This is a genomic window from Ruegeria sp. BI12 (assembly GCF_056537985.1).
In genome coordinates this window covers 200,939-221,095 of record NZ_JBQFSL010000002.1, presented here as the reverse complement: position 1 = coordinate 221,095, position 20,157 = coordinate 200,939, and the positions used below count along the sequence as shown (strand labels likewise).

15 protein-coding genes are annotated in these 20,157 nt (G+C 56.5%); 9 read left to right on the top strand and 6 right to left on the bottom strand.

Going from position 1 to position 20,157, the window contains the following annotated elements; genetic code table 11:
- The first annotated feature begins 2 nt into the window (after positions 1–2).
- Entirely contained in the window at positions 3–1,166 is a 1,164-nt protein-coding gene (locus ACR0AK_RS14385) for a hypothetical protein (RefSeq protein WP_480793809.1), read from the top strand.
- Here the strand turns inward: ACR0AK_RS14385 and ACR0AK_RS14380 are convergent.
- Positions 1,163–4,801 carry a flavoprotein gene (locus ACR0AK_RS14380; RefSeq protein WP_480793808.1) on the bottom strand — a complete coding sequence of 1,213 codons (3,639 nt, stop codon included), beginning with the start codon at positions 4,799–4,801 and terminating at the stop codon, positions 1,163–1,165. The two genes, ACR0AK_RS14385 and ACR0AK_RS14380, sit on opposite strands and share 4 nt — an antisense overlap.
- 418 nt (positions 4,802–5,219) lie before the next feature.
- On the opposite strand from ACR0AK_RS14380, the gene ACR0AK_RS14375 reads away from it, so the two are divergent.
- Complete coding sequence (locus ACR0AK_RS14375; RefSeq protein ID WP_480793807.1) at positions 5,220–6,326, top strand: saccharopine dehydrogenase family protein; 1,107 nt, start codon at positions 5,220–5,222, stop codon at positions 6,324–6,326.
- Positions 6,327–6,344: 18 nt separating this feature from the next.
- Positions 6,345–7,841 carry an L-piperidine-6-carboxylate dehydrogenase gene (gene amaB, locus ACR0AK_RS14370; protein WP_438826368.1) on the top strand — a complete coding sequence of 499 codons (1,497 nt, stop codon included), beginning with the start codon at positions 6,345–6,347 and terminating at the stop codon, positions 7,839–7,841.
- A 34-nt stretch (positions 7,842–7,875) separates the two neighbouring features.
- Here amaB and ACR0AK_RS14365 read toward each other — a convergent pair whose 3' ends face one another.
- On the bottom strand, positions 7,876–9,453 hold the full coding sequence (locus ACR0AK_RS14365; RefSeq protein ID WP_480793806.1) for a DUF5928 domain-containing protein: 1,578 nt from the start codon (positions 9,451–9,453) through the stop codon (positions 7,876–7,878).
- A 144-nt stretch (positions 9,454–9,597) separates the two neighbouring features.
- Here ACR0AK_RS14365 and ACR0AK_RS14360 point away from each other — a divergent pair, with 144 nt between their 5' ends.
- Positions 9,598–10,416 carry a sulfotransferase family protein gene (locus ACR0AK_RS14360; RefSeq protein ID WP_170565243.1) on the top strand — a complete coding sequence of 273 codons (819 nt, stop codon included), beginning with the start codon at positions 9,598–9,600 and terminating at the stop codon, positions 10,414–10,416.
- Positions 10,417–10,424: 8 nt separating this feature from the next.
- Here ACR0AK_RS14360 and ACR0AK_RS14355 read toward each other — a convergent pair whose 3' ends face one another.
- Positions 10,425–10,874, bottom strand: a complete 450-nt coding sequence (locus ACR0AK_RS14355; protein WP_480793805.1) for an NUDIX hydrolase — start codon at positions 10,872–10,874, stop codon at positions 10,425–10,427.
- A gap of 111 nt (positions 10,875–10,985) precedes the next feature.
- Positions 10,986–12,818, bottom strand: coding sequence for a dihydroxy-acid dehydratase (gene ilvD, locus ACR0AK_RS14350; protein ID WP_480793804.1), 1,833 nt, complete (start codon positions 12,816–12,818; stop codon positions 10,986–10,988).
- Between the two features lie 106 nt (positions 12,819–12,924).
- Between ilvD and ACR0AK_RS14345 the strand changes: the two genes are divergently transcribed.
- From ACR0AK_RS14345 to ACR0AK_RS14330, 4 genes are all read left to right on the top strand, one after another.
- On the top strand, positions 12,925–13,488 hold the full coding sequence (locus ACR0AK_RS14345) for a helix-turn-helix domain-containing protein (RefSeq protein ID WP_480793803.1): 564 nt from the start codon (positions 12,925–12,927) through the stop codon (positions 13,486–13,488).
- Between the two features lie 26 nt (positions 13,489–13,514).
- Complete coding sequence (locus ACR0AK_RS14340; protein WP_480793802.1) at positions 13,515–13,784, top strand: CBU_0592 family membrane protein; 270 nt, start codon at positions 13,515–13,517, stop codon at positions 13,782–13,784.
- A 94-nt stretch (positions 13,785–13,878) separates the two neighbouring features.
- On the top strand, positions 13,879–14,733 hold the full coding sequence (sseA, locus tag ACR0AK_RS14335; RefSeq protein WP_058273039.1) for a 3-mercaptopyruvate sulfurtransferase: 855 nt from the start codon (positions 13,879–13,881) through the stop codon (positions 14,731–14,733).
- The gene (locus tag ACR0AK_RS14330) at positions 14,733–15,917 is read left to right on the top strand and encodes an amino acid aminotransferase (protein WP_480793801.1); all 1,185 of its coding nucleotides are present in this window, start codon (positions 14,733–14,735) and stop codon (positions 15,915–15,917) included. The genes sseA and ACR0AK_RS14330 overlap by 1 nt, the downstream gene beginning before the upstream one ends.
- A gap of 69 nt (positions 15,918–15,986) precedes the next feature.
- Here ACR0AK_RS14330 and ACR0AK_RS14325 read toward each other — a convergent pair whose 3' ends face one another.
- Positions 15,987–17,297: an ammonium transporter gene (locus ACR0AK_RS14325; RefSeq protein ID WP_480793800.1), complete on the bottom strand. Its 1,311-nt coding sequence runs from the start codon at positions 17,295–17,297 to the stop codon at positions 15,987–15,989.
- Between the two features lie 33 nt (positions 17,298–17,330).
- Positions 17,331–17,669, bottom strand: coding sequence for a P-II family nitrogen regulator (locus ACR0AK_RS14320; RefSeq protein ID WP_058273036.1), 339 nt, complete (start codon positions 17,667–17,669; stop codon positions 17,331–17,333).
- A gap of 259 nt (positions 17,670–17,928) precedes the next feature.
- On the opposite strand from ACR0AK_RS14320, the gene ACR0AK_RS14315 reads away from it, so the two are divergent.
- On the top strand, positions 17,929–20,115 hold the full coding sequence (locus tag ACR0AK_RS14315; protein WP_480793799.1) for a transglycosylase domain-containing protein: 2,187 nt from the start codon (positions 17,929–17,931) through the stop codon (positions 20,113–20,115).
- Positions 20,116–20,157 lie beyond the last annotated feature (42 nt).

Below are 20,157 nucleotides of genomic sequence, written 5' to 3'. Positions count from 1 at the left end.
GAATGAGCATAGAAAAGAAAGTCTGGCTGATTTCGGGTTTGATCACGCTGGGCCTAGCCCTTCTTCTTATAAAACTCTGGATTGATCTTAACCATTTTGACGAGGACCCGACGCAGTTGCCGGATCAGGCGTCCGTCGACGCGTATCTGCAAAACCTTCCCAATTTGCCAGAGTATCAAGTCAGGACTGGCATCTTTATCAAGTCCTTCAGCTTCACAGGTGCAAGTGACGTCCATATCAGCGGCTATATCTGGCAGCACTATGAGGAGGGTGTACATGACGCCATCAAACCCGCCCCTGGCGAAGTGGGTTTCATCCTGCCGGAAGCTGCCGAGGCGGCGAATGGCCTGATTGAAGAGGCGTACAGGATTGATCAGGATGGTTCCGAGCTGATCGGTTGGTACTTTGAACAGACCTTGCGCCAGACCTTTGACTACACCAGCTACCCGTTCGACCACAAAACCGTCTGGGTTCGTTTCTGGCCGGGCGGGTTTGACGTAAATGTGGCTCTAATACCTGACTTTTCGGCCTATCCGGCTACGGGGCCGGATGACATTTTTGGTATCGATAGCCAGATCGTCCTGGGAACTTGGGAGCGTGAAAACACCTATTTCGACTATCGTCTTTCCAATCTGGATACGACGCTGGGCATCGGTCAGAACGAGTTTCAGACGAACCTGCCCGAGCTGCATTACAACTTTGTCATCAAACGAAACTTTGCGAATGCCTTTATCGTCCACATGATTCCGCTGATCGTAGTGACGATGTTGCTGTTCGGGGCTGCCATGATCGTCACACGCCGCCCTGATCTGGTCGAACGGCACGATTTCAGCACGTCCAGCGTCATCGGCACATGCTCGGTCCTGTTTTTCGTGATCCTGCTGGCGCATGTGCAATTGCGCGAAGGCTTCGCCGGATCTCCTGTGATCTACATGGAATCGTTCTTTTTCCTGATGTACTTCCTGCTGCTGGCCGTGTCGGTAAACACCTACTTATTTGCGGCCGAGGCTGTGCCGTCCCTGTGGTTCATCCACTATAAGGACAACCTGATTCCCAAGGCCGCATTCTGGCCTTTTGTCCTTTTGTGCATGGTGATCATCACGGCCTACAACCTCAGCCTCAAGGAAAGCCCCGAGGAAGAGGTCGTGATACAAGCTCAAAACTAGGCGGGCGGCTGCCATCCGGGTTTTGGCGTGCCTGTGGCCATGTCCAGCGTGTATTCCCTGACAATACCGGCGGTGCCTTGCTCTAGCTGATCCAAATATTTGGTAGGCTGAGCGATCACGTAGGCATATGCGGGTTTCATCACACCGTCGATCAGCACGTTGATCCGCTTGCGAACGTAAACATTATCCGGTGATCCGGGTCCGTGAAACCCTTCGAGCTTGTCGAGCTCTTTCATACCGGAGGAGGTCACCCGATACACTTCTCCGTGGATCGGCTTGCCGCGCCCCTTCTGGTCGACCAGCGTGGCCATCCGATGCAGGTATCCACAGTTTGGATTGTCGCAATGGGGCTCATGCGGCACGATCAGGGGCATTCGCTGCCGGGTTACCGCCTCACCGACGAAATCGTCCAGCACGTTTGTGTGGGCTTCGTGGTTCGGGAAGCCTTTCTTCAACGAGCCATAGGTGAAGTAGAGATAGGTGCGTTCACGATCATCAACGACATCGTCTTCGCTCTCTTCCTCGATCTCCGTCAGGGTGTGGCTGTTGGCCCAGTCATCCAGCATGGCCAGAACTTTTTTTGAGATTTTGGCTTGCTTGACGTCCCCGGAGTTTTTGGGACTTTGCAGGAAGTGGATGCAAGAACTTGCGTCGATGCCATCTGCGGCCAGCAGAGTTTTGACCATTTCAACCGAGTTGTTCATCACTGCCACGTGCAGGCTGGTAAACCCGTGATCGTTGGTTGCGTTCACATTGATGCCGCGCCTTATCAGTTCTTGTGCGGCCTCAATGTCAGGTTTGCCCAAGTCCTTTCCGTTTTCATGCAACTCACCTTCGCCGCCAGCAGCGAAATGCAGCAACGTATCGCCATTGTGCTCATCCACAATGTCGATCCCGGCCATACCGCTTTCGATCGCGTCGAAAACACGGCGCCACTGCGCGAACTCATCCGATGCGGCGGCTTCTTGCGCCCATTTGCAGATATTGTGTTCCTGATCGGCCAGTTCCTCAAAAGCTTCGTCCAGAACTTCCATGATCTGGTCCGGGGTCGCCATCATGCCTATCCCCATCATGCCATTTGATAGCCGTCCTTTGCGGGGACCGACCAGATCAACACCCAGATCGCGCAGTTTCTCGACATTCCTTTGGGTCGTGACATTGTTCCACATATTGGTGTTACACGCCGGGCAAAGGATCGCCGGTTTGTTCCGGTACTGCCAGGCCACAAAGACCGAGGTCAGCAGGTTGTCGGCAATCCCGTTGGCGATCTTACCCATCGTGTTGCAGGTCACGGGTGCCACGATCACGCAATCAGCCCAGTCACACAACGCAAGGTGCGACGCGCGTAGAGGCATGCCGAACTTGGTATAGCGGAAGTTCCATTCGTCATCGTCGCGGTAGTAGTCGTTGTGCGAGATGTAGTCCTCGACCTTTTCGGGCTCATATCCCCTTTCAATCTCTACATCCGCTTCGATCTCAATATCGCGAAAGAACTTTTCAGCAGACACGGAAGGGATCAGTTTCACATTGTGACCGGCATCGGTGATTTTCTTTATCAGCTGCGGCACCTTGTCTGCCGCCGATGACCCGCAGGCACACAGCAATACGTTGCGCTTTTCGCTGGGCGCATCGGTCAGACCGCCTTTGGGATAGCCAAAGATGTTCTTGTCTAGGCTGGGGGATTCATGACGCAACAGAACCGGCAGCCCCGCTTTTTGCACTTCCCTTTGAAACTCACCTTTCAGGATACTGTCCACAATGTCGTTTCGCCGGCCCAGACAAACGCCATTGAAAAACAGATACGGAACAGTTTCCTTGCCGGTCCGAGCGATCAGTTGCCGGCGCATTTTCATGACATTTGCGCCATGCCCCTCAACATCAATCAGTTTTATGTCGGTGATGCCTATGTTGGCCAGAATGCTGCTCAGCATGTAGGACCAGGGGTCTTCATCCGCATAAAATAGAACAAGTGGATTGTTTTTGACGATCTGGTCTACATCGCTGGGGTCTTCGGGCGGATCATGTTTTTCGATCACCAACAAGGCGGGGTCGTTAAGGTCCCGAAGACCGCGGAATAAATGCCCGCGCGGCGCTTGCCAAACCTGTGAGGTCGCGGGGCTCATGTCCACAACCGTCACCATATCGGTTGCTTCTTTGTACGCGATACACAGGCACCAGAATTCTTCTAACAGAGCCGTTTCACGGTACGCATTCTTAGGGGGGCGAATGACCTCAGATCCCAGGACCTTATTGAAATCAATATTGATCATCAGATGACGAAGATCTTTGTGTTCGTTCAGACTTTGCAATTGGTGGTGGAACCAGTCTTCGGGTGAACTGACGCTTTTGTCCGAGCGATTGGCGTAGCTGCGGAAAGTGCTGCCCAGATGCACGTCCGGTTCCTGACTGAGGTAGCGCTGCGCCATCGCGTGCATTTCGTGGGCTGTCGACACACGGCTAAGCGCTTCGGCCAAATCGGTTTGCGTCGCCCTCAGTAGTTTGTCTTCGTCGACCTGTTCATCCCCAAGGATGGCTAGGCTTTCAGCAAGTACGCCCATCGAATTCATGTTCGGGCTGGCCCGCCTGAACAGGTTGCGCCGCCTTTTGGGGTCCTTGGCCAGGTATTCCGTGCTGTCGACGTAATTGCAGTCCTGCTTCAAAGTTTGCAGGTACGTTTTGACAGCGTCCCGTGCTGAGAACCGCAACATCCCCCGTGATCGCATCGAGGTCCCGTCCCGGTCCGTCATCCCGGCCCACAACCGATCGATGGTTGTCACCCATAGCTTGCCGTACTTTTCCGGGTGAACGTCCATCATATGCACAAGGCCGGTGCTTGGGTTGCACTTTGCGATAATGGCAAAATGGCCACCCGGCATGTTTTCCTTGCCATGTGCGACGCCGACTTGAAAGTTCGCCACAAGGATATCGTTCTTTCCACCCAGCCGATTGGATTCGTCTATTGCCTCAAGCAACAGATCCACGGATGTCGTGGCCTCATCCATGAAATAGGCCTGAACCTGAATGACATCGCGCAGGTCCTGCGTATGGATGAATGTGCAGGCGACATCAAAAAGTTCGCCCAGCGATATTCCGTCGTTTACGACAAACGACGTTGGCAAGCCGCATTCGCGAAAGATGTCGTTGACTTCGTAGCTGAATCCAAGCGCTGACATGCTAAGGGCTGCAGCAGTCACGCTGCAGCAATTGATCGGTTGTTGATAGTTCTTCAGATGCACACTGACCAAATCGCCGAACAGCGTATCTTTGCAGGCATCCTTGATCTTTTCCGGGATTGCTTTCCATTGATGTACGGACAGATAGGCCAACCTGGTGCCCGGAGTGGCCAGAGCCTGCAGGCTGACGGGAATGTCTTCTATTTCAAGATGTTCTTCATAAAAATAATCCCCAGTGTCTGCTGTCGCCAGAACCGCTTTGTCCTGCCTTAGCTGGACCAGACCGCTAAGAACCACGAACATCCCCCGAGAAGGCAAAATTGTTTCTTCGGATACTTCGTAAAACTCGAATTTCGAATGAATAACCGATGGATCCTGCGCTGGCAGGACTTCGTCTATCAATTTCAGATCTTCATGGGTTGGGTTGAATGATTTAGAGCTTTCAATTGGATCTTTAGGCACGCCTTGTCCCCCCCTGAACTTCGCCGTGAAAATTGTCAAAAACCCAACGCATTGTCTTGGTCGTTGCGCAGGCACCCATCAGTCAAATGGAATGATAAGGCCGGTCTGACGTAATTTCCTGCGCTGGGCGGGCCGCTTGAACACATTGATATGCGCGAACAAAATGGCCCAATTGAGCGTACTGTATAATATTTGAATATAAAAATCACTGACGTTGTTAGCTTGGTCAATGGTGTTGCCGCCAAAGGGTGGTCGCATAGGTCATCGACCGGCATAAATAGGACGGCCTAAGGATCAAGTGACAAAATGACAAATTAGTTGTCATTACGACGAATCTAACATCGATTTCGTCAAGATTGCCCCTGCTTTTCGGACAGACGCGGCCTCATACTTTCTAAAACGAAAGAGGAGGCGCGTTTTGAGCTGGAACATTTGTGTCATCGGAGCAGGCAAGATCGGTCAGATGATCGCGACCCTGCTGAAGTCATCGGCCAACTACTCGGTCACGGTGGCTGATCGGGATTTGGCCGCTTTGTCGGCGCTGAATAAGCAGGGCGTTTCGACTCGTCAGATCGATGTGGATGATGATGCCCAGCTTGCCCAAGGACTGACCGGGTTCGATGCCGTGATCTCGGCCGCTCCGTTCTTTTTGACGCCCAAGATCGCCAAGGCGGCCAAGATCGCTGGCGCGCATTACTTTGACCTGACCGAAGATGTCGCGGCCACGAATGCCGTACGCGAACTGGCGCAGGACAGTGAAACGGCATTCATGCCGCAATGTGGCCTGGCGCCGGGTTTTGTTGGCATCGCAGGGGCATCACTGGCAGCAGAGTTCGATGAAATCGACAGCCTGCATATGCGGGTGGGGGCGCTGCCGCTCTATCCGACCAATGCGTTGAAATACAATCTGACCTGGTCGACGGATGGTTTGATCAACGAATACTGCAATCCCTGCGATGCCATCGTAAACGGTGAACGGGTCAAGACCGCTCCGCTGGAAGACTACGAACTGCTTGGTCATGACGGGGTGGAATACGAATGCTTCAACACGTCCGGTGGCTTGGGCACCTTGCCCGAAACGCTGGACGGCAAGGCGCGGGCGGTGTCTTACCGTTCGATCCGGTATCCGGGTCATTGCGACATACTCAAACTGCTTCTCAAGGACCTTGGGCTGGAGCACCGCCGCGATCTGTTGAAGGACATTTTTGAAACTGCGCTCCCGCGCACGGATCAGGATGTGGTGCTGGTCTATTGCACGGCAAAAGGCATGATCGACGGCGCGCTGCGCGAGAAGTCCCTGATCAACAAAAGCTTTGCCCGCACGATCAACGGACAGGTCTGGAGCGCAATTCAGGTCACCACAGCCGCAGGCGTTCTGGGTGTGGTTGATCTGATGCGGACCGGCGCACTGCCTGCGAAGGGCTTTGTCCGGCAAGAACAAGTGAACCTGTCCGATTTCCTCAATACCGAATTTGGCCGGCTCTATCGCGCCGGCGACGTAACCGAACAGAACAAGGCGGCCTGAGATATGAAAGACATCGTGATGACATCCCAAACCACCCTCGCAAATCTGGATCTGACCGAGGCCGAACTGTCGGGCGGCACACTTAAGGTCACTTCACCGATTGATGGCAGTCTGCTGGCAGAGGTGCATGAAACCCCGGTAGCGGACATGGGTGCCATCTTTGCCCGGTCAAAGGCGGCCTTCAAAGCGTGGCGAACAGTCCCGGCCCCGCGCCGCGGTGAACTGATCCGATTGCTGGGTGAGGAATTGCGCGCAGCAAAAGACGATCTGGGCGCTCTGGTAAGCTGGGAAGCCGGTAAGATCACATCCGAAGGCCTGGGTGAAGTGCAAGAGATGATCGATATCTGCGACTTTGCCGTGGGTCTTTCACGCCAATTGTATGGTCTGACCATTGCGTCCGAACGCCCCGGTCACCGGATGATGGAAACATGGCACCCGGCAGGCCCGGTAGGGGTGATTTCGGCCTTCAACTTCCCTGTTGCTGTGTGGTCGTGGAACGCCGCTATTGCGTTGGTGTGCGGTGACTCGGTGATTTGGAAACCGTCCGAGAAGTCCCCGCTGACCGCGATGGCGTGCCAGAAGATTTTTGAACGTGCGCTGGCACGGTTTGGTGATGCGCCGGACAACTTGTTGCAGACCCTGATCGGCGGTGCGGCGCTGGGCGAAGCTCTGGTGGCCAGCGAAGATGTTCCGGTCATCTCTGCCACGGGTTCCACGCGCATGGGCCGCGCAGTTGCGCCTATCGTGGCGCAGCGCTTTGGCAAGTGCATTCTGGAACTGGGCGGCAACAACGCAATGATCGTTGGCCCGTCGGCCGATCTGGAAATGGCTGTCCGCGCGATTGTGTTCTCTGCTGTCGGCACGGCTGGTCAGCGCTGCACCACGCTGCGCCGCCTGATCGTACATAACTCGATCCGCGAAGAATTGGTTGGCCGTCTGAAAAAAGCCTATGCAGGCTTGCCCATCGGCAACCCGCTGACCGAGGGAACGTTGGTCGGCCCGTTGGTCGACGAAGCCTCGGGCGCGGCAATGACCGCAGCGTTGGAGGCGGCCAAAGCGGAAGGCGGAACAGTGCACGGTGGTCGTCGCGTGACCGAAGGGGTGCCAGACGGCGTCTATATGGAGCCTGCCATTGTCGAAATGCCCGGCCAGACCGCGGTGGTGAAAACCGAAACGTTTGCACCGATCCTGTATGTCATGGGCTATGACGATTTCAACGATGCGCTGGATATCCAGAATGACGTACCGCAAGGGCTGTCGTCTTGCGTGTTCACCCTGAACATGCGCGAGGCCGAGCAGTTCCTGACTGCAGCCGGGTCGGATTGCGGTATCGCCAACGTAAACATCGGCCCCTCGGGTGCCGAGATCGGCGGCGCCTTCGGTGGTGAAAAGGAAACCGGCGGTGGGCGGGAAAGCGGCTCGGACGCGTGGAAAGCCTATATGCGACGTCAGACCAATACGGTGAACTACTCAGCCGAGCTGCCTTTGGCACAGGGCGTCAAGTTTGACATCTGAACTATTGACCGGCGGCGTGTTGGTGCGTCGCCGGTTAATCTGCAAAAAGATAATCAAGGCTCATGATGGCTTGCGCCTTGTCCAGCGTCACCCCTAGAAACTCGGCAATGGCGGTCTCATTCTCAATGCGCGCGCTGGTTTCACGAATGCGCAGGTAACCGTCGAACTCTGCCTCGCGGATCAGTTCGGATTCGTGCGCCAGCGAACTGCGCAGCGTAGGGATTAGACGGGCCACGGTTTCCCGAGGGCTGTTTTCCCCGGCCAGACCCACACGGCGCGCGTGCCCGATTAAATAATCGTCAGAATACTCGCACTCGATTTCCAGAATATGGCTGCGGGCCTGAACCGAACAGAAATCCCGAATGATATCCAGATTTGCGGGATCCACGCACAGGACCAACTTACCGGATTCAAAGCTTTCAAACAGCATGCGCGCCACCGCGCGCCTGTGCCGCGTGCGCTTAGCCAGAGATGTTTCAATGCCACCCAGATCGGGCAGGGCCGTGTCTTCTTCGTTGAACAGATACTCCACGCACGGAATGTCGGTTTCCGAGACGATCTGGTCCACCAGCCGCTTGGCGACGTGCCACTTCTTGGACACGATCAGAAACACTTCGCGTTCGGGGCCAAGCGAATTGCCCGCTTCCCAGAAGCGCTGCGCGTAACGTCGCCCGACCCGACCGCGCCCGGTCAGAAAGCTGTACAGATTACGCCCTTCATCCGAGATATGAAACGTCATCCCTTCGGTTGCATACATCTGCCCCAGCCTGTCTTTCAGTTCGTAGGCTTCGGGGCTGATCTTGCGAGCGAACAGATAGTCTTGCGCCAGCAGCAAGTCATAGTGATCGTTGTAGAACGTCACCGGCATTCCGTAGTCCGAGAACATCAGGAAAGTAGGTGTGCGATTGTCAATCTCGGTCTTGGGGATCAGATGGCGGACAAGTGTCTGAAAAAAGGTCTCGTCCGGAATCCAGGTGGTCGAAAAAAACCTTTTCACATCCGGACGCTTTTTCAGGAACTCCAGGATCATTTCGATAGTCCTGCGGCGCAGGCACCACCATTGGCTGCCTATCATGATCTGAACGTCTGACGGAACCTCACGTGTCAAACCGAACCATTTTTGCAGATTGTAAGAGCCATAAAACAGCTTGGCCTGCGTGCGTTCGTTGAAATAATGCCGATAGATCAGACGATCCTCGACCATACCGGTCTTGATCCAGTTGCTTTCCAGGAAATCGTGACTTTCGATGAAGTCCACATCGTGTTGGTTCAGAAAGTCGTGGATGAATTCCGCCGATTTGATCGGCATGCAGTCACCCGACACCATGTAAAAATGGGTGGCACGAGGAAACGCATCCACAGCGGCCTGCAAAGCATTCAGCGTGGCCTGAACCAGTGACCATGCCCCCCATCCGCATTTGATGCGCTTTTTTGCAAAGGTCACATTGGGGTTGTTTTTCAGGGCCTCGCGGATCCGCGCGTAGGCTGTCGCACTGGCCCGCGCATCAAAATGGATCGCCATACAATCCCCGGCGGCGGTCAGTTGCTCAGCCTGTGCGATGATCGCATCAGGGTCTTTGTGACATAGCAATATGTAGGCAATTCTTGCCATTTCGGCCTATTGTTTTCCGTTTTTGCCCATTTGCAACCGTGATACTTAGGATGAGCGATTGAATAAACAGAATATTTTTGGTTTTTTGGTTTCAAATGCTGGCGCGTCATATTTGAGACCAGATCGGCAAAGGAGGCACAGCAGATGGGTTTTCCCGGTACATGGATGACCGAAAGCGAAAGCATGGTTTACCGTGTGGTGCCGAAATGCGCCTGCTCGACCATTGGCCAGATCATGTTTTATTCCGATCACGGGCAGTTTTTTGATGGTGATATCCACGACGCAAAAGACGGGATGCACAAATGGGCATTTGGACCCAGTCAGGAGCAGATCTCGGGAAATGTCCGAAATCACAAGTCATTGGCCTTTACTTGCGTACGCAATCCCTACACCCGAATTCTGAGCTCGTTCTTCGACAAGATCTGCGGCATTCAGCGCAACGGCAAGCGGTACCGGGGCAATCTGGTGCCCACGCTTATCTATAATTACGGGATCGAAGTTGGCGGCGACGATGGCAAGGGGGAGTTCGATCAGATCGCCAGCTTTCGCAGGTTTCTGTTGTTTGCGCGCGATACGATCCGTTGGCGCCGTCCGATGGACCCTGATATCCACTGGTCGGCCATGTCCGGCCATGTGTCGACCTTCATCGTGAATGGCGGACAGTACGATCAGATTTTCTGGACTGAACAGTTCAATGAAGGAATGCAAAGTGTCCTTGATCGGCTAGAAACACCTCACGCCGTGAACCTGTCCGAGATCCCGCGTTTCAACGAATCCGAGGGACACGGACCTAAACGCGCGCACCCGGTTGAGGATTACTTTGACGACTTGTCGATGCATCTTGTCTACGAAATCTACAAGCACGATTTCGAGCTGTTCAAATACGATTTTGAGAACCCAGCGAACAAAATGCCGATTGGTGAGATTGATCTGGACGAGGTTCACGCCAAACTGGGCGATTGACTAAGGCGTCAGCGATTAATCAGGCGTCCTTTCAAGCCAGTTGGGAAAAGCTCCGGACCGCCGATATCCAGAGCATCCAGGCTGAACCAACGCGCCGTCCAACTCAGGCCGTCGTCTTCTGAAAATGAAATCGGCGCGTCCGGCCGGTTCAAAAGTTCGGGACACTGAATATCAGCCACAAAGATAATCTCATGCCCATGATGGCCTTCATGCCGGTAGAGGTTCTCGATCACCAGCGGCTGCCCACTGATTTCAATTGTCACATCAAGCTCTTCCTTGAACTCACGTTTCAGAGCATCATGCCATGTTTCGCCGAATTCGACCGATCCGCCTAGTGGACGCACGCCCTTGATGTGACCGCTGTCATCCGGAACTTCCGCTGCGAGGAGTTTGTTCCCACGCCAATGCAAGCCGATGGCTTTAACGCAAATACTGTTATGCGGGCGCCAGAATGTCATTTTTCTCACCGATTGAGCTGTGGATATTTTTGAATGAAAAAAAGGCCCCGCTAACCGTGTTAGCGGGGCCTGTGAAGCTATTGGAATTTTTACGGCTTGGAAACCACTTCGTCACACTTGACGTACGGCACCTTTCGCAGCGCTTGTCGCCAGCTTGGCATAGGCTTTAAGCGCGGTGGACACCTTGCGCTTGCGTGGTGCCGCGGGGACCCATCCTTTTTCTTCCTGCTCTTCGCGTCGCGCGGCTAATTCTTCGTCAGACACGGCCAGATGAATGGTCCGGTTTGGGATGTCGATCTCGATCTTGTCGCCTTGCTTGACCAGCCCGATCTCACCACCTTCTGCCGCTTCGGGCGAAACGTGGCCAATCGACAAGCCTGATGTACCGCCCGAAAAGCGACCGTCGGTCAGAAGCGCGCATGCTTTACCCAGACCTTTGGATTTCAGATAGGACGTCGGATACAGCATTTCCTGCATCCCCGGACCACCACGCGGGCCTTCATAGCGGATCACCACCACGTCGCCCTCTTTGACCTTGCCGGTCAGGATGTCGTTGACCGCCTGATCCTGGCTTTCGCATACATAGGCCGAGCCAGTGAAAGTCAGGCTGTTGGGATCGACGCCTGCTGTTTTCACGATACAGCCATCTCGCGCGATATTACCGAACAGAACCGCCAGGCCGCCATCTTGGCTGAAGGCGTGTTCCTTGGACCGGATCACGCCACCTTCGCGGTCGGTGTCCAGTTCTTTGTAGCGGTTCGACTGGCTGAAGGCCTGTGTCGTGCGTACGCCGCCCGGCGCGGCCTTGAACAGGTCCTGCGCCGCCGGGTTGTTGGCAACTTTGATGTCCCAGTTCGCAATCGCCTCACCCATTGTGCCTGAGTGTACGGTGCTGCAGTGTTCGTGCAGCAGTCCGGCCCGGCTAAGCTCGCCTAGGATCGAGAAGATGCCACCGGCGCGGTGCACATCCTCCATGTGAACGTTTTCGGTGTTGGGCGCGACTTTACAGAGACACGGCACCTGACGGCTCAGGCGATCCATGTCGGACATGGTGAAATGCACCTCACCCTCATGCGCGATGGCCAGCAGGTGCAAAACCGTGTTGGTCGAACCGCCCATGGCAATATCCAGCGACATCGCATTCTCAAACGCGTCGAACGTTGCGATTTCGCGTGGCAGGAAGCCTTTTTCGTCCAGATCATAGTGCCGTTTGGTGATCTCAACGATCCGGCGACCGGCCTCAAGGAACAGCTCTTTTCGGTCAGCATGCGTTGCAAGCGTGGAACCGTTGCCCGGCAGGGCCAGTCCCAGAGCTTCGGCCAGACAATTCATCGAATTTGCCGTGAACATACCCGAGCATGACCCGCAGGTGGGGCAGGCGTTTTCTTCGATATGCTGGACCTGCTCGTCGGTGAACCTATCGTCGGCGGCAGCGACCATCGCATCCACAAGGTCGATCTTTTTGGTATCCAGATCCGCGATGTCGATCTTGCCGGCCTCCATCGGGCCGCCCGAGACAAAGATTGCCGGGATGTTCAGGCGCATGGCGGCCATCAGCATACCGGGGGTGATCTTGTCGCAGTTCGAGATACAGACCATCGCATCGGCGCAGTGCGCATTGACCATGTATTCGACCGAATCTGCGATCACCTCACGCGAGGGCAGCGAATACAGCATCCCGTCATGGCCCATGGCGATGCCGTCATCCACCGCGATGGTGTTGAACTCTTTCGCAACACCGCCTGCGGCCTCAACCTCGCGCGCGACCATCTGGCCCAGATCCTTCAGGTGCACGTGGCCAGGCACAAACTGGGTGAACGAGTTGACGATGGCGATGATCGGTTTGCCGAAATCGTCGTCACCCATACCGGTGGCGCGCCATAGGCCGCGGGCACCGGCCATGTTGCGGCCATGGGTTGAGGTTCTGGATCGGTACATTGGCATGATGCTGTTTCCCTTTTGCCCCGGTTGCGATATTCGGGATGCGTACGTTATAGCGCACGTATCACATGTGCGCTATAACGCACAAGGGGATTCGAGAGACGACAAGATGGCACCGGACGAAATTACGCTGAAACTAAGGGATGTGCGGGCGGCCTCGGGGCTGAGCCTGTCCAAGGTTGCCGACATGACCGGGGTCAGCAAGGCCATGTTGGGCCAGATCGAGCGCGGCGAATCCAGCCCGACCATCGCGACCCTGTGGAAGATCGCAAAAGGGTTCCAGTTGCCGCTGAGTGCCCTGATCGGGCCTGCTGCGATGCGCGATCCGACTGATGCCGATGTATTCCGCACGGTGACCTTCCCGGGCAGCATCGAAGTCAAGATTGTCTTTCCCTACGATCCAGCACTTGGGGCTGAGACCTTTCATGTCGAGCTTTCGCCAAACCAGAGCCATGAATCGGCTGCTCATGCGACTGGGGTAACCGAAGAAGTGTTCGTTCTGAACGGAACGCTGGACGTTCTGCGTGACGGTGACTGGGTACCGCTACAGGCTGGGCAGGGGCTGCGGTTTGCCGCCGACCTACCGCATGGCTACCGGGCCGGGGCAACCGGCGCAGCCTTTCTGAATATGCATCACTACGGACAACCGGCGAACGCGGCGCCGGGCGCCTGATCTCAATTACCATTCGGAGGCAGGCAATGGCCGCTTTTCTTGATAGTCTGACGTTGGCTGATGCTGTCGGATCCTTCGGTGCTATGGTCGTCGTGGCTGCTTATTTCGCGACACAAATGCGGATGATGAACTCCGACGATCTGGCCTTTCCGATCCTTAATCTGGCCGGGTCCGTTCTGATCGTCTATTCGCTGCTGCAGAACTTCAATCTGGCTTCAATGCTCATCGAGTGCTTTTGGATCGTGATCAGCATCATTGGGATAATCCAGTTCATCAGATTGCGGCGCGCCGGTTGAATGCGACCTGATCTGGAATGGTAGCGCCATCCAGTCTTGAACCCGCATGCGCGCGCGTATAGGGACAAACCAAGCGCGTTTAGGGGAGACTTTGATGCAGGACGATCCGAAAACCCTCGTTTCTACCGAATGGCTTGCCGCCCATCTCAAGGACCCGGATCTGCGGGTGCTGGACGGGTCGTGGTATCTGCCTCAGCAAGGGCGGGACGCAAAGGCCGAATATGACGCGGCCCACATCCCCGGTGCGAGGTTCTTTGATATTGATGACATCTCGGACCACCGCTCGGACTTGCCGCATATGGCGCCACCGGTTGAAAAGTTCATGTCCCGCCTGAGGGCGATGGGCGTGGGCGACGGCCATCAGGTTGTCGTCTATGATGGGGCCGGTTTGATGTCTGCCGCCCGTGTATGGTGGTTGTTCCGGTTGATGGGGCAGGAAAACATCGCCGTTCTGGATGGTGGTCTGCCGAAATGGCAGGCCGAGGGACATGAGATCGAAGATCTGCCGCCGGTGATCCGCGACCGCCACATGACCGTCCGGGTCCAAAACCATCTGGTCCGTGACGTCACGCAGGTATCTGCCGCCGCCAAGCTGGGAGATCATGAGATCATCGACGCACGCTCTGCCGATCGTTTTGCCGGAACCGGAACGGAACCGCGTGAAGGTCTGCGAACGGGCCGCATTCCCGGATCGCGCAACGTGCCTTTTGGCACTTTGCTGAACAAGAATGGCACGATGAAATCCCCCGAGGAATGCCGCGCCATCTTCGAGTCCGCAGGTGTGGATCTGTCGAAACCAGCCATCACATCCTGCGGGTCGGGTGTGACCGCCGCAATCCTCAGCCTTGCGCTTGAACGCATGGGCAAGAAAGACCACTCGCTTTATGACGGCTCCTGGGCTGAATGGGGTGCCTTCCCGACCCTGCCCGTCGCAACCGGAGAGAACTGATGTTCGAAAACCTCAAACCGCAGCCTGCCGACAAGATTCTGGCGCTGATGCAGGCGTATCGCGAAGACCCGCGCGATCAAAAGATCGACCTGGGTGTTGGCGTCTACAAAAATGCCGAGGGCGTGACCCCGGTGATGCGTGCGGTGAAAGCGGCCGAAAAGCGCATCCTGGAAGAGCAAGAGAGCAAGGCCTACACCGGATTGGCGGGCGACCCGGCTTATGCCGATGCGATGATTGGCCTGATCCTGGGCACCTCGGTTCCGCGCGGCAACATCGCTGCCGTGGCGACGCCCGGCGGAACCGGTGCCTGCCGTCAAGCATTTGAGATGATCCGCATGGCCAACCCCTCGGCCCGCGTGTTCGTGTCGAACCCGACATGGCCCAACCACCTGTCGATCCTGAACTATCTGGGGATAGAGACAGTCCAATACCGGTATTTCGACGGTGAAACCCGTGGGGTCGATTTCGACGGCATGATCGAGGACCTGAAAACCGCGAATGCGGGCGACGTGATCCTGCTGCACGGTTGCTGCCACAACCCGACCGGTGCCAACCTGAACATGGTGCAGTGGCAGGAGGTCGTGAACCTGATCAACGAGCGCGGCCTCGTGGCAATGATCGATATCGCCTATCAGGGCTTTGGCGACGGATTGGAAGAGGATGCGCAGGCGACCCGCCTGGTGGCCTCGTCGGTCAAACGTTGCCTGATCGCAGCGTCCTGCTCTAAGAATTTCGGTGTCTACCGCGAGCGGACCGGCCTGTTGATGGCGATCAGTGATGACCCGGCGCAGACAGCCTTGAACCAGTCCACGCTGGCATTCCTGAACCGTCAGAACTACTCGTTCCCGCCGGATCACGGCGCGCGGGTCGTGACGACGATCCTGAACGACGAAGCCCTGCGCGCTGACTGGGCGGCTGAGCTGGAAGAAGTGCGCCTGTCCATGCTGGGCTTGCGCCAACAACTGGCAGACGAGCTGCAGGCCCAAAGTGGGTCAGACCGTTTTGGGTTTGTGGCACAGCACCGCGGCATGTTCTCGCGTCTGGGGGCGGCACCTGAACTGGTCGAAAAGCTGCGCGCGGATCACGGCATCTACATGGTTGGTGACAGCCGGTTGAACATTGCTGGTTTGAACGCGACGACGGTTCCGATTCTGGCTAAGGCGATCGTTGACGTCGGTGTCTGATATAATCCAATAAATCAGAAAACCCGGGCGCGAACGCCCGGGTTTTTTTTGTTTTCGAGTGGCAGGCTATTAGCCTTTCGAAAACTCTGGATAAGCTTCCATACCCAGTTCTGCCATGTCGAGGCCGTTGATCTCGTCTTCTTCGCTGACGCGGATGCCGACCGTCGCCTTCAGAATTGTCCACAGGATCAACGCGCCAACAAATGTGAACACACCGTAAGCTACGATACCGGTCAGCTGTGTGATCAGGTTTGCTTCGCCGTAGAAGATCACGGCGATGGTGCCCCAGATGCCTGCGAACAGGTGAACCGGGATGGCACCGACAACGTCGTCGATCTTGAACTTGTCCAGCATCGGAACCGCGAAGACCACGATGATGCCGCCAACTGCGCCGATCCACAGCGCTCCGAACAGGCTCGGGGCAAGTGGTTCTGCGGTGATCGAGACCAGACCGGCCAGCGCGCCGTTCAGCACCATGGTCAGGTCAGGTTTCTTGTACAACACCTGCGTCATGATCAGGGCTGCGATAGCACCAGATGCGGCGGCCATGTTGGTGTTGGCAAAGATGCGGGACACGTCGGATACGTCTCCCACAGTGCCCATTGCAAGCTGCGAGCCGCCGTTGAAGCCAAACCAACCCAGCCACAGGATAAACGTACCCAGGGTTGCCAGCGCCAGATTCGAGCCGGGCATCGGGTGAACTTTGCCGTCTTTGTACTTGCCAATGCGGGGGCCAAGGATCAGGCAGCCCGCCAGAGCGGCCCAGCCACCGACCGAATGCACAACTGTCGAACCGGCGAAGTCGGAAAAGCCCATGGCATCCAGCCAGCCGCCGCCCCATTTCCAGGAACCGGAGATCGGGTACATGATACCAGTCAGAACGATCACGAATATTAGGAAGGGCCACAGCTTTATGCGCTCGGCCACGGCGCCGGACACGATGGACGCGGTTGCCGCCACAAAGACCAGCTGGAAGAAGAAGTCCGAACCGATAGACGCGTAGTCTAACGCCGCGTCTGCGGGCGCAACACCCACGGCATCAAGCACGGTCGGACCGCCAAGGGCAAAGAAACCATTAAAGTCGCCTGGATACATCGTGTTGAAGCCGACCAGCCAGTACATGATCGCGGCAATCGAAAACAGCGCGATGTTCTTGATCATCTGCATGGCGACGTTCTTGGAACGCACCAGACCGCCCTCGAGCATGGCAAATCCTGCAGCCATGAAGAAGACAAGGAAGCCTGCCATCAGGAACAGCAGGGTGGTAAAAATATACTGGGTGTGCAGCGCAGCTTCGCCCTCGGCGGCCTCTTGCGCCAGACCCATCTGCGGCAGCACGACAAGCGCGGCGGCAGGGATGAGAGATTTCATCAGGTTCATGTGACTTCCTCGAATGTATGTGAGTGGCGACGCTTACAGCGCCTCTTCGTTCGTTTCCCCGGTCCGCACGCGCAGGGCCTGCTCGACATCGAGGACGAAAATCTTGCCGTCACCGATCTTGCCGGTTTTGGCGGTTTTGGTGATGGTTTCGACGATCTGGTCGGCCATCGTGGCAGGTACCACAATTTCCAGTTTGATCTTGGGCACGAAGTTCACCGCATACTCGGCCCCGCGATAGATTTCAGTGTGACCCGATTGCGAGCCGAAGCCCTTGATCTCGGTCACCATCATGCCGCGCACGCCGGCCTCGGTCAGTGCCTCACGCACCTCCTCAAGCTTGAACGGCTTTATTGTTGCAATGATCAGTTTCACGTCTTTCCCCTCTTCCTGTCCGGCGGGACCGGCTTGTTTGCACCTGCAGAAAAAGAGCGTGACTGACCGTCGTAAGAAACGGTATGGGCGGCCGAACGCAGGGGAAATTGGGGGTCAGGTGCACAATTTTTGCACAAAAAAGCGCTTCTGCCCGATTTATAGGCAGGTTATGGAGGCGGCATAGGGGAAATTCATACCTCTACTTCATGTCTATGGCAGGGTATGGTGCCTCAAAACGATAACCGGGCAGAGTTTGAGCATGACTGAGTCCAAGCGCCGCAAGACATCGCTTGTTGCGGACAAAAGATACCCTTCCAAAGGGCGCAAACCCGCGACCACAAAGCGGACGACAAAGCCCGCTGGCAAGAAGGCGACGGCGCGCAAGACGTCGACTCGCAAAACCGCCCGGAAAAAAACCCGTAAATCGTCCGGTGGCGGCGGAGGATTCTTTCGACGTCTTTTCCGTTGGTTGTGGCGACTGATCTGGGGCGTGACCTGGCGGGTGGGCGCGGTGGCCGCCATGCTGTTGGCTTTGGCGGTCGGTGTTGTCTACTCCTCACTCCCAGATGTCGATGCCTTGCTGGACGGCCGTGCGCGCGGGTCGGTGACCCTGTTGGATCGGGATGGCAAGGTCTTCGCCTGGCGCGGTGATCAGTTCGGTGGTGTCATCACGGCCGATACCGTATCGCCCCATCTGAAGAACGCGGTCGTCGCGACCGAGGATAAACGATTCTATCGCCATTTCGGCGTCAGTCCGCGCGGCGTCGCGAGCGCCGTACGCATCAACCTGAGCGAAGGACGCGGGCCGCTGTCCGGGCATGGCGGTTCGACCATCACGCAGCAAACCGCAAAGCTTTTGTGCCTAGGCGTGCCTTATGAACCCAGTGAATGGGAGTCCGAGGCGGCGTATGAGGCGGATTGCCGCCAGGGCTCGTTGTGGCGCAAGGCCAAGGAAGCCGTCTATGCGATGGCGATGGAGGTCAAATACTCCAAGGATGAGATCCTGACCATCTACCTGAACAGGGCCTTCCTCGGTGCGGGTGCGCGTGGATTCGAGGCCGCAAGCCAGCGCTATTTCGGGATGTCGGCGGCTGAGGTCAGCCCGTCACAGGCCGCTATGCTGGCTGGTTTGTTGGTCGCGCCGACGCGCTATGCCCCGACGAACAACTTGAAACGCTCACAGGACCGGGCGCAGTTGGTGGTTGGCCTGATGGAGGCGCAGGGATACCTGACCGCGGCGCAAGCCAGCAGCGCACGCAACAATCCCGCGCAATTGTCCGAAGCGGCTGCCGCGCGTGCCGGCGGTTACTTCGCTGACTGGGTAATGGCCAGCGGGCCCGAGTTCTTTACACGCAACACAACCGAGGATGTGGTGATCCGTACCACGCTGGATCAGCGTATCCAGAAATCAGCCGAAGAGGCGTTGCAGTTCATCTTTCAGGAGAAAGTCCGCGAAGGTTCCAAGGCTCAGGCCGCGATCGTGGTGATGTCAGCGGATGGGGCCGTGCGTGGAATGGTCGGTGGGCGAAAAACACGCGTGTCCGGTGCCTTCAACCGGGCCACGCAGGCGCTGCGGCAAACGGGATCATCATTCAAACCCTTTGTTTATGCCACTGCGCTGGAGCTTGGCTATTCGCCATTGGATACGGTCGTAGATGAACCCTACTGCGTGAATATTCCGGGGTCCGGTCAGTGGTGCCCCAAGAACTACACTAACAAGTTCTATGGGCGCGTCACGCTGGCGGACGCCTTAAAGAACTCGCTGAACATCCCAGCGGTGAAAGTGGCTGAGATTGCTGGGTTGGACAATGTCCGCACCGTGGCCAGCGAGTTTGGCATCGATAGCGATCTGGCGCAGGGCCCCGCATTGGCGCTGGGCGCGTCGGAAAGCACGCTGATCGAGATGACGGGGGCCTATGCGGGTATCCTGAACGGCGGCTCGGCGGTGGAACCCTATGGGCTGACGGAATTGAAGCTGTTGGGTGATCAAACCCCGGTCATGGTTACGACAACGGGCATTGGTGAGCGGGTCATCAACGACAAAGCCGCTAAGCAACTGACGTGGATGATGGCGCGTGTCGTGTCCGAAGGCACTGGCGCGCGCGCTCAGTTGCCCGGATGGCAGGTCGCGGGAAAGACAGGGACGACTCAGGCCGCCCGCGATGCCTGGTTCATCGGTTTTACGGCAGACTACGTGACGGGCATCTGGATGGGGTATGACGACAACACCCCATTATCCGGTGTGACCGGAGGCGGGTTGCCGGCAGAAATCTGGAAAGAAACCATGTTGCGCGTGACCGAAGGCATGACACCGACGCCGTTGCCGATGCTGGCCCCGGACCCACCGGTCAGAACAGCGCAACCTCAGCAACAGCGTCGAAAGAACCAAACCGGGTTGGACCGGGCCATCAACAATCTGCTGAACAACATTTTCGGTGGAAATTAAAAAAGGCGGTGCGCTGGGCACCGCCTTTTGAATTGAATGAGC

What these genes read in the sequence shown, in the direction of transcription:
- ACR0AK_RS14360 (WP_170565243.1), top strand. Translation starts at nt 9,598, where the DNA reads ATGGGTTTTCCCGGTACATGGATGACCGAAAGCGAAAGCATGGTTTAC.
- ACR0AK_RS14365 (WP_480793806.1), bottom strand. Translation starts at nt 9,453, where the DNA reads ATGGCAAGAATTGCCTACATATTGCTATGTCACAAAGACCCTGATGCG.
- ilvD (WP_480793804.1), bottom strand. Translation starts at nt 12,818, where the DNA reads ATGCCAATGTACCGATCCAGAACCTCAACCCATGGCCGCAACATGGCC.
- ACR0AK_RS14330 (WP_480793801.1), top strand. Translation starts at nt 14,733, where the DNA reads ATGTTCGAAAACCTCAAACCGCAGCCTGCCGACAAGATTCTGGCGCTG.
- ACR0AK_RS14355 (WP_480793805.1), bottom strand. Translation starts at nt 10,874, where the DNA reads ATGACATTCTGGCGCCCGCATAACAGTATTTGCGTTAAAGCCATCGGC.
- ACR0AK_RS14385 (WP_480793809.1), top strand. Translation starts at nt 3, where the DNA reads ATGAGCATAGAAAAGAAAGTCTGGCTGATTTCGGGTTTGATCACGCTG.
- ACR0AK_RS14345 (WP_480793803.1), top strand. Translation starts at nt 12,925, where the DNA reads ATGGCACCGGACGAAATTACGCTGAAACTAAGGGATGTGCGGGCGGCC.
- ACR0AK_RS14315 (WP_480793799.1), top strand. Translation starts at nt 17,929, where the DNA reads ATGACTGAGTCCAAGCGCCGCAAGACATCGCTTGTTGCGGACAAAAGA.
- sseA (WP_058273039.1), top strand. Translation starts at nt 13,879, where the DNA reads ATGCAGGACGATCCGAAAACCCTCGTTTCTACCGAATGGCTTGCCGCC.
- ACR0AK_RS14325 (WP_480793800.1), bottom strand. Translation starts at nt 17,297, where the DNA reads ATGAACCTGATGAAATCTCTCATCCCTGCCGCCGCGCTTGTCGTGCTG.
- amaB (WP_438826368.1), top strand. Translation starts at nt 6,345, where the DNA reads ATGACATCCCAAACCACCCTCGCAAATCTGGATCTGACCGAGGCCGAA.
- ACR0AK_RS14340 (WP_480793802.1), top strand. Translation starts at nt 13,515, where the DNA reads ATGGCCGCTTTTCTTGATAGTCTGACGTTGGCTGATGCTGTCGGATCC.